This is a genomic window from Streptomyces sp. 13-12-16 (assembly GCF_002114215.1).
GTDB lineage: Bacteria > Actinomycetota > Actinomycetes > Streptomycetales > Streptomycetaceae > Streptomyces.
In genome coordinates this window covers 1-9,017 of record NZ_NCTE01000128.1, presented here as the reverse complement: position 1 = coordinate 9,017, position 9,017 = coordinate 1, and the positions used below count along the sequence as shown (strand labels likewise).

Genomic DNA, 9,017 nt, shown 5'->3' with positions numbered 1-9,017 from the left:
CCGCCAGCGCCGCCAGGCGCGGACGGGCGCGGACGAAGCCGTGCGCGCGGCGCGCGGGCTCGCGGCTCAGCCGGTGCAGCGCGGCGCCCACACCCGGACGGGTCACCGCCCCCTCGTAGACGGCGAGTTCGCCGGTCTTCAGCGAGTCCTTGTACGCGGCCGGACCGCGCCCCATGTCGAGCAGGCCGATGCCCTCGGCCGCCGCCGCCTCGGCCATCCGCAGATGCAGCACCAGACCCGGCGAGTACTTCGCGAACTCCGGGTCGTACGCCGGGAACCAGCAGGCCAGGACGGACGCCGAGCGCAGCCCGAAGTGCGCGGCGACGGGGCGGTCACCGGCGTACAGGACCGACAGCGTGCCCGTGCACTGGGCGGCGCGGGTCCCGGCGAGCCGGCCCACGAGCCGGGCGATCCACTCCTGCGCGAACCGGTCGCGCCGCCCGGTCCTGCGGTACTGCGCCGACTTCCACTCCATCAGCGCGCGCAGCGCGGCCGGGTCGCGCTCGTCGAAGACGAACCGCACGGCTCCGGCCCGGCGGCCCAGCCTGCGCTCCTTGGCCAGCGTGGTCCTCAGGAACTTCGGCGACTGGGTGCGCAGCACCGACTCGTACGTCTCGTAGCCCTTCTCCACGTCGATGACGTAGGTGGCGTGCTCCTCGGCCGCGTACGGCACGAACAGCCCCTGGTCCGCCTCCAGGTTGTCGAAGGCGAAGCTCGAGAGCGAGCAGCCCCGCAGCAGTTCGGCGGTCTCCAGGGCGACACCGGGGCCCAGGACCGCGCCCTGGCAGTCCGACACCCCGAGCCCGATCGCCCGGCCCTGCCCCAGCGCACCCCGCTCGTACGGCAGGAAACCCACCGGCTGCGCACCCTCGTACAGCACCGCGACCCGGGCCCGCGGGCGCACCCGGGCCACGGCGACGCTGAACTCCGGTTCCATGAACGGGTTGCGCGGTGCGTCCGTCGCGGCGCGCAGTTCCCGCCAGCGCTCACGCTCCCCCTCGCCGAGCTCCCCGGGCCTCAGCACACGCATGCGTCCACTGCTCACCTGACCCCCCGATCAAGTCCCCCCTGGACCCTTGGAAGGTACCGCCCCGGACCGGGCGGACGGTAGATAGCGGACGATGTTCTTGCCAAACGGTGAAAGAGACCTGAACCGGTCCTTACCCGGCGCCGGGAGAAGGGGAACCGTACCGAAAGCGAACGCAAACGGGCACGGTGAATCGGACCGTCGGGTTGTCCGTATTCTCTGATCATGGCCGCACCCACCGCGTATTCACTCATCGCCACCGACCTGGACGGGACGCTGCTGCGCGGCGACGACACCTTCTCCGACCGGTCCCTCGCCGCGCTCGCGCGGGCGGAGCGGGCCGGCGCGCGGCACCTCGTGGTGACGGGGCGGCCGGCCCCCAGAGTGCGGCCGCTCCTGGACGACCTCGGCTGCACGGGGCTCGCGGTGTGCGGACAGGGCGCGCAGGTGTACGACGCCGGCGCGCACCGGCTGCTGTGGTCCGTGACACTGGACCGGGAACTGGCGGAGACGGCGCTCGGCAAGATCGAGGCCGAGGTGGGGGAGGTGTACGCCGCGGTCGACCAGGACGGGGTCGACGGGCTGACGCTGATCGAGCCCGGCTATCTGATGCCGCACCCGACCCTGCCCGCGGTACGGGTCGAGCGGCGGGCCGAGCTGTGGGACCGGCCGATCAGCAAGGTGCTGCTGCGCCACCCGGACCTGTCCGACGACGCGCTGGCGGCTGCGGCCCGGTCGGTGGTCGGGTCACTGGCCACGGTCACCATGTCGGGGCCGGGCACCGTGGAGCTCCAGCCGTGCGGGGTGACCAAGGCGACCGGGCTGGCGCTGGCCGCCGAGCACCTGGGGCTGAGCCCGGCGCGGACGATCGCCTTCGGCGACATGCCGAACGACGTCCCCATGTTCGACTGGGCGGCCCACGGCGTCGCCATGGCCAACGCGCATCCCGAACTGAAGGCGGTGGCGGACGAGGTCACCACGTCGAACGAGGACGACGGCGTGGCCGTCGTCCTCGAGCGACTGTTCGGCGGGGCGATGACGCTCGCCCGTCAGCGGGTGGCTCAGTACGCGCCGAAGACGTTGTCGATGGAGCCGTAGCGGTCGGCCGCGTAGTTGCAGGCCGCCGTGATGTTCGCGACCGGGTCGTACGGGTCGAAGGCGGTGCCGGGCACGTGGTAGGCCGCGAAGGTCGGGTCGATGACCTGCAGCAGACCCTTCGACGGGGTGCCGGCGGCGGCGTTGGAGTCCCAGTTGTTGATGGCGTACGGGTTGCCGGAGGACTCGCGCATGATGTTGCGGTGGATGGCGTCGTAGCTGCCCGGGATGCCCTGCTGCGCCATGATGTCCAGCGACTCGCGGATCCAGCCGTCGAGGTTGTCCGGGTACGCCGTCACGGAGGCGGCGGTCGTCGGCGTCGTCGGCTCGGTGGTGGCCGCGGAGGCGCCGGTCGCGCCGAGCAGCGGCAGGGCGGCCATGGCGACGCCGGTGCCGGCGACGGCGAGGGAGCGGGCGAGGCGGCGGTTGCCGAAGCGGCTGAGCTGACCGAAAGCAGGCATGTCTGGGTTCCTCTCCTACGCCTGCGAGGTGAGCTGTCGGGTTCGGGCGGGAGAGTGCCCGGCCGTGCCCCTGCGGGCATGGCTTCACCCCTAGCCGTCCCGGTGCGATGTCCGGTGCGGCGGCCTACCTGGGTCCCCCACTCCTGCCGTCTTGAGTTCGTCGTCGGGTGTGATGCGGGCGGCGGCAGGATTAGGCGTCCACCCGGCAGGCCCGGAACGTATGCGAGAGCACATGTCGGGAACAAGTGCGGGCGTCACGGAAGATGCCGTTTGATCTTGTGATGGGGGTTTTGGGGTGCTTGATCCTTTGCTACTGCCAAGGGTCAACTCGGCGTCGGGGAAAGGGGGAAGGTGAGTGGCGGCGGGCGGCGGGGGTGCCGGATCGCGCGTGACCCACTTCACTGGGGATTGCCTGTGAATGCATTTTTCGCCAAGAGGAATTAGCTCGGTATTTGCGGCAAATCGGACGCCGGGCCGGGCAGGATGGTTCGCGTGGTGAGGCGGGGTCCGGGGAGTGGGCCGGGAGCCGGATCGAGGAGTGGATCGATACGTCCGGGAAAGTAAAGGAATGTCCGTTGTTATCAGCCGATCAAAAGCACTCCGCTCCCGATCCCGTACCGCCCTGCCCGTAACCCTGGGCGCTGGCGGTGATCGAAACGTGACCGGATACGCTGACTTGAGTGATGGCAGCGACCTATCGACATTCCGTGTAACCGCCAGTGGACACCAGCAGACAGGAGACCCCTCGTGACCGTCGTCGGGCCGTTCGGGCTGAGCGTGCGGGACCAGGCTCTGGAAGCCGATGTCCAGGCCGGAATGACGGCTGTCGAGGAAGGGCTGCTCGAGGCCACCAAGAGTGAGGTCCCCTTCATCACGGGAGCCGCCCAGCACCTGGTGCGGGCCGGCGGCAAGCGGTTCCGCCCGCTGCTCGTGATGCTCGCCGCCCAGTTCGGCGACCCCTACGCGCCCGGTGTCGTGCCCTCGGCCGTGGTCGTGGAGCTCACCCATCTGGCCACGCTGTACCACGACGACGTGATGGACGAGGCCGAGGTGCGGCGCGGCGTCGACAGCGCGAACGCCCGCTGGGGCAACTCCGTCGCGGTCCTCACCGGCGACTTCCTCTTCGCGCGGGCCTCGCACATCCTGGCCGACCTCGGTCCGGAGGCCGTGCGGGTGCAGGCCGAGGCGTTCGAGCGGCTGGTCACCGGGCAGATCCTGGAGACCGCGGGACCGCAGGACGGCCGCGACCCGGTCGACCACTACCTGGACGTGCTCGGCGGCAAGACCGGCTCGCTGGTCGCCGTCGCCTGCCGGTTCGGCGCGATGATGTCGGGCGCCGACGAGACGGTCGTGGACGTGCTGACCCAGTACGGCGAGCGGCTCGGCGTCGCCTTCCAGCTCGCCGACGACGTCCTGGACATCGCCTCCGACTCCCACGAGTCCGGCAAGACCCCCGGCACCGACCTGCGCGAGGGCATCGCCACCCTGCCCGTGCTGCGGCTGCGCGAACGGGCGGCCCGGCTGGGCCTCGCCGACGACATCGCCCTGTGCGAGCTGCTCGACTCCGACCTCACCGACGACGCCCGGCACGCCGAGGCGCTGCGGCTGCTGCGCGCCCACCCCGCGCTGGAGCAGGCCCGCCGGGACACCGTGCGCTACGCCGAGGAGGCGCGCGCGGCCCTCGCCCCGCTGGAGGAGTGCGAGGCGAGGACGGCACTCGTGCAGCTGTGCGACGCGGTGGTGCACCGCGCGGGCTGAGCCGGCCCGGACTCCTCCGACCCCTACTGGTCGGGGGACGGAACCGCCCTCCGTGTCATACCCCAGCAGTACGTGAAGTTGCGTCCGGGGGCTGACGAATCCGCCTGCCGGATTTGGTCGGATGGACCACGACGGACAACACCACTTCTCACCGGTTCGAGTGAGAATGGCGGCTCAGGGTGAGACTGGTGCGAGGTCACGAGACGAAAAGCCGCCGCCGACCACGGAGGTAGGGCACACATGGCACCGTACGAATCCGACGACACGACGACCGCGCGGGAGGCCGACGAGCCGCGCACGGGACGGCGCAGGGCCGCGCGGTACGTCGTCCCGGTCACGGTGATGGGAGTGGCGGCCGCGACCATCGGGCTCGTCCCCGCGATCGCCAGCTCCGGCGACCCCGACCTGCCGGAGATCACCGCCGCGCAGCTCATAGAGAAGATCGCGAAGTCGGACGTCGAGCAGCTGTCCGGCACCGTGAAGATCACCACGGACCTCGGTCTGCCGAACCTCGGCGGCCTGGAGAACAGCCTCGCGTCCGGCGCCATGGGGCAGGGCGAGGACGGCGGCTCCTCGGCCGACCCGTCCGCCAAGCTCACCGAACTGGCCTCCGGCACGCACACCCTGCGCGTCGCGGCCGACGGCCCGGACCGGCAGAAGGTGTCGCTCCTGGAGAACGCCGCCGAGTACAGCCTGATCCACGACGGCAAGGACGTCTGGGGCTACGACAGCGGCTCCAACGAGGTCTACCACGGCACCGTCGACGCCTCCGGCGAGGACCGGGAGCGGCAGCCCCCGGCCACCCCGGAGGACTTCGCCGAGGAGGCGCTGAAGGCGGTCGACGACACCACGTCCGTGACCGTCGACGGCACCGCCCAGGTGGCCGGCCGGGACGCGTACAAGCTGGTCGTCAAGCCCCGGCAGTCCGGCTCCACGGTCGGCGTGATCAGCATCGCCGTCGACCACGAGACCGGTATGCCGCTGAAGTTCACGCTCACCCCGTCGAGCGGCGGCGCGGCCGTCGTGGACGTCGGCTTCACCAAGGTGAGCTTCGACAAGCCGGCCGCCTCGACGTTCGACTTCACCCCGCCCAAGGGCGCCGAGGTGACCGAGGACGGCGAACTCGAACGGGGCCGGGAGCACTCCGGGAAGCCGGAGAACGCCCCGAAGTCCGAGGAGGACCTGGCCAAGGGCCTCGACGGGCTGAAGATGCTCGGCGAGGGCTGGAACACCGTCGCCACCTTCGACACCGGCGGCGAGGGCGGCCTGCCCACCGGTGAGGCCGGCGGTGACCTCGACGGCTTCCTCGGCTCGCTCGGCGACCGGGTCGAGGGCGAGTTCGGCACCGGCACGGTGTTCAGCACCCGCCTGGTGAACGCCCTGTTCACCGAGGACGGCAAGGTCTACGTGGGCGCCGTCACCAAGGACGCGCTCGTGAAGGCGGCCGACGCGGGGAAGTAAGACCCCGGGGCCTTACGACATGACGACGTGACGACGTGACGGGGAACGGGGGAGCCGATGGGCGAGACGTCCGCCGGCGGGCCGGACGGGGTGCACGCGGGTGAGGGAGTCATCACCACCCGCGCGCTCACCAAGCGCTACCGCGGCGGACAGCTCGCCGTCGACGGTCTGCACCTGACCGTCCCGGCGGGCAGCGTCTTCGGCTTCCTCGGCCCCAACGGCTCCGGCAAGACCACCACCATCCGCATGCTGATGGGTCTGATCGAGCCGACCTCCGGCACGGCGCACGTCCTGGGGCGCCCCATGCCGCGCTCCGCGCGCGCCGTGCTGCCCCACGTCGGCGCCCTCATCGAGGGCCCGGCCCCGTACGGCTTCCTCTCCGGCCGCGACAACCTCCTGCGCTACGACGCCGCCGACCCGACCGCCGACCCGCGCACCCGGCGCGCCCGCGTCGCCGCCGCCCTGGACCGGGTGGGCCTCACGGCCGCCGCCGGCAAGAAGGCGAAGGCGTACTCCCTCGGCATGAAGCAGCGCCTCGGCCTCGCGGCCGCCCTGCTCCAGCCGCGCCGGCTGCTCGTCCTGGACGAGCCCACCAACGGCCTCGACCCGCAGGGCATGCGGGAGATCCGCACGCTGGTGCGCGAACTGGCCTCGGACGGCACCACCGTCTTCCTCTCCTCCCACCTCCTCGACGAGATCGAGCAGGTGTGCACGCACGCCGCCGTGATGGCCCGGGGCCGGCTGATCACCCAGGGCCCGGTCGCCGACCTGGCCGCGGGCGCCCGGGGCCGGCTGGCGGTGACCACACCCGACCCGGCGGACGCCGCCCGGGTGCTCAAGGAACAGGGGGTCGCCGATGTCGTCGTGGACGGGGAGAGGGTGACCGGCGAGGTGCCCGGGCGCGACCTCGCCGAGGTGAACGCGGCGCTGGTGACGGCGGGCGTCCGGGTACGCGGCTTCGGGGTGGAACGGGCCTCGCTCGAGGACGCGTTCGTGGCGCTGACCGGGGAGGGCTTCGATGTCGCGGGCTGAAGCGGTGCGCGGGGCGAGCCCGCTGTGGACCCTCGGTCTGTTCCGCAGCGAGCTGCTCACCACCTTCCGGCGCTGGCGCACCCTCGCCCTGCTCGGGGTGCTGGCCGCGGTGCCGGTCCTGGTCGGCATCGCCGTGCGGATCGAGACCGGTGACGGCTCGTCGGCCGGTGGCGGGGGCGGGGGAGGGCCGGCGTTCATCTCGCAGATCACCAACAACGGCCTGTTCCTGGTCTTCACCGCGCTCGCCGCCACGCTGCCGTTCTTCCTGCCCATGGCGATCGGGGTCGTCGCGGGCGACGCCGTCGCCGGCGAGGCGAACGCCGGCACCCTGCGCTACCTCCTGGTCGCCCCCGCCGGGCGGAGCCGCCTGCTGCTCACCAAGTACGCGACGGTCATGGCCTTCTGTCTGGTCGCCACCCTCGTGGTCGCCGTCTCGGCGCTGATCACCGGCGCGCTGCTGTTCCCGCTGGGTGATCTCACGACCATCTCGGGCACCCGGATCAGCTTCTCCGAGGGGCTGGCCAGAGCGCTGCTGATCGCCCTGGTCGTCGCCGTGTCACTGATCGGGGTGGCGGCGCTCGGCCTGTTCGTATCGACGCTGACCAACAGCGGCATCGCGGCGATGGCGACCACGGTCGGGCTGCTGATCACGGTCCAGATCGTCGACCAGATCCCGCAGCTGCACGCCCTGCACCCCTACCTCTTCTCCCACTACTGGCTGTCCTTCGCCGACCTGATGCGCGAACCGGTCTACTGGGACGACCTGACGAAGAACCTCGGTCTCCAGGCCCTCTACGCGGCCGTGTTCGGCTCGGCGGCGTGGGCGCGGTTCACGGCGAAGGACATCACCGCGTAGGGAAGGACGAGGCGCAGTACGGCGACAAGCGGACCGAGGACCACGCCGTCTTCGTCCATGTGACCGAGTCCGGCGATCCGGAGCGTGCCCGGAGGCTCGCCGCCCACATCGGCGGCGAGGCCCCGGGCGAGGAACGGCTCGGCCGGTGAGGCGGCGCCGGTGTCAGCCGGCCTCGTACGGGAAGCGGGCGAGTGGGGCGTCCTGCGCGAAGAACGTCTTGGCCCGCGCCAGCGCCTCCGTGTCCTTGAGCACGTCGCCCGGCTTGCTGCCGTTGCCGAGCAGCACCCCGCCGAAGCGCATCCCCATGTACGCGGCCGAGTTGTTCAGCGTGCCGACCAGCGGGTCCGCGACCTCCGGCTCCTCGTGCGCGAGCGCGGTGACGCCCCACAGGGTGCGCCCCGCCAGGGTCGCCTTGAAGTCCAGTCCCGGGGTGCGCAGCCAGCCCGACCAGTGGTCCAGGTAGCGCTTGGTCTGGGCGGAGACCGAGTACCAGTACAGCGGTGAGGCGATCACGATGTCCGTCGCCGCGAGGGTGGCGTCCAGCAGGTGCGCCACCGGGCCCTCGGTGGGGCGGACGTGGTCGCTGTCGTGGCGCAGGTCCTCGAAGTCGGGCAGGGGAAGGGCGGCGAGGTCGATCCACTGCTGCTCCACGTCCGGGGGCAGCTGTTCGGCGGCCCGGCGGGCCAGCAGTTCGGTGTTGCCGTCGGGGCGGGCGCTGCCCAGGACGAAGAGGAAACGACGAGTCATGATCATCCCCAGATACTCGGCGTGCATCAATTGCAGGCATCTGCATCATATGCGTGTGCATCTATATGTCAAAGGGGTGGCATGGGGGAAGGGGCGGCATGCCGGAAGGGACGGCGTGGCTCCGCGGGCTGCTCAGCCGGTGGTGGTGCCCCCGCGCCGTTCCGCCTCCGTCGCCACCGCGAGCAGCAGATCCTCCCGCCCGCGCGGTGCCACCAGCTGGAGCCCCGCCGGGCAGCCGTCGGCGCCGAACCCGGCCGGGAGGCTCAGCGCGGGGTGCCCGCTGACGTTGAACGCCCAGGTGAGGGCGGTCGAGTAGACCTCACCGGGGCCGTCGTGACCGTGCGGTGCGGTGGGCGTCGTAGGGGTGAGCAGCAGGTCGGTACGGGCGAAGAGGGCGTTCAGGCGCCGGTCGTTCTCCGCCCGGACGCGGCGGGCGCCGGCGGGGTCGGCGCCGGGGGTGCGCAGGGCGAGCCAGGCCGGGGCGGGATCGAGGAGCCGCGGTGGCGACGAGGGGCGTACGAGCCGTACGGCCCCGGTGTCGACCAGCCGGTTCACCGCCGTCCGGGCCAGGGCGACGGGT

Annotated in this window: 10 protein-coding genes and 1 riboswitch; of the genes, 6 read left to right on the top strand and 4 right to left on the bottom strand. The window is 71.9% G+C overall.

What is annotated here, in order from left to right:
* Positions 1-1,030 (bottom strand): GNAT family N-acetyltransferase (locus B7767_RS06030; protein ID WP_085571213.1); only part of this gene is annotated, 1,030 nt, incomplete at its 3' end.
* Positions 1,031-1,252: 222 nt separating this feature from the next.
* Between B7767_RS06030 and B7767_RS06025 the strand changes: the two genes are divergently transcribed.
* Positions 1,253-2,125 (top strand): Cof-type HAD-IIB family hydrolase, encoded by an 873-nt coding sequence (locus B7767_RS06025; protein WP_085571212.1) that lies wholly within the window; start codon positions 1,253-1,255, stop codon positions 2,123-2,125.
* Here the strand turns inward: B7767_RS06025 and B7767_RS06020 are convergent.
* Positions 2,089-2,583: a transglycosylase SLT domain-containing protein gene (locus B7767_RS06020; protein ID WP_085571211.1), complete on the bottom strand. Its 495-nt coding sequence runs from the start codon at positions 2,581-2,583 to the stop codon at positions 2,089-2,091. The two genes, B7767_RS06025 and B7767_RS06020, sit on opposite strands and share 37 nt — an antisense overlap.
* Positions 2,584-2,588: 5 nt before the next feature.
* A riboswitch (cyclic di-AMP (ydaO/yuaA leader) is annotated at positions 2,589-2,756 on the bottom strand.
* A gap of 574 nt (positions 2,757-3,330) precedes the next feature.
* Between B7767_RS06020 and B7767_RS06015 the strand changes: the two genes are divergently transcribed.
* The 5 genes from B7767_RS06015 to B7767_RS05995 all read left to right on the top strand — a co-directional run bounded on the left by B7767_RS06015 (position 3,331) and on the right by B7767_RS05995 (position 7,839).
* Positions 3,331-4,341, top strand: coding sequence for a polyprenyl synthetase family protein (locus B7767_RS06015; protein WP_085571210.1), 1,011 nt, complete (start codon positions 3,331-3,333; stop codon positions 4,339-4,341).
* A gap of 240 nt (positions 4,342-4,581) precedes the next feature.
* Entirely contained in the window at positions 4,582-5,802 is a 1,221-nt protein-coding gene (locus B7767_RS06010; RefSeq protein ID WP_085571209.1) for an outer membrane lipoprotein carrier protein LolA, read from the top strand.
* A 57-nt stretch (positions 5,803-5,859) separates the two neighbouring features.
* Positions 5,860-6,834 (top strand): ABC transporter ATP-binding protein, encoded by a 975-nt coding sequence (locus B7767_RS06005; protein WP_085571208.1) that lies wholly within the window; start codon positions 5,860-5,862, stop codon positions 6,832-6,834.
* Positions 6,821-7,690 (top strand): ABC transporter permease, encoded by an 870-nt coding sequence (locus B7767_RS06000; RefSeq protein ID WP_085571207.1) that lies wholly within the window; start codon positions 6,821-6,823, stop codon positions 7,688-7,690. Before B7767_RS06005 ends, B7767_RS06000 begins: the two co-directional genes overlap by 14 nt.
* Positions 7,654-7,839: a hypothetical protein gene (locus B7767_RS05995; protein WP_085571206.1), complete on the top strand. Its 186-nt coding sequence runs from the start codon at positions 7,654-7,656 to the stop codon at positions 7,837-7,839. The genes B7767_RS06000 and B7767_RS05995 overlap by 37 nt, the downstream gene beginning before the upstream one ends.
* Positions 7,840-7,852: 13 nt before the next feature.
* Here the strand turns inward: B7767_RS05995 and B7767_RS05990 are convergent, their stop codons facing one another.
* The gene (locus tag B7767_RS05990; protein WP_085571214.1) at positions 7,853-8,437 is read right to left on the bottom strand and encodes a flavodoxin family protein; all 585 of its coding nucleotides are present in this window, start codon (positions 8,435-8,437) and stop codon (positions 7,853-7,855) included.
* A 132-nt stretch (positions 8,438-8,569) separates the two neighbouring features.
* Positions 8,570-9,017: amidase family protein (locus B7767_RS05985; protein ID WP_256923333.1), on the bottom strand; the 448-nt coding region annotated here is incomplete at its 5' end.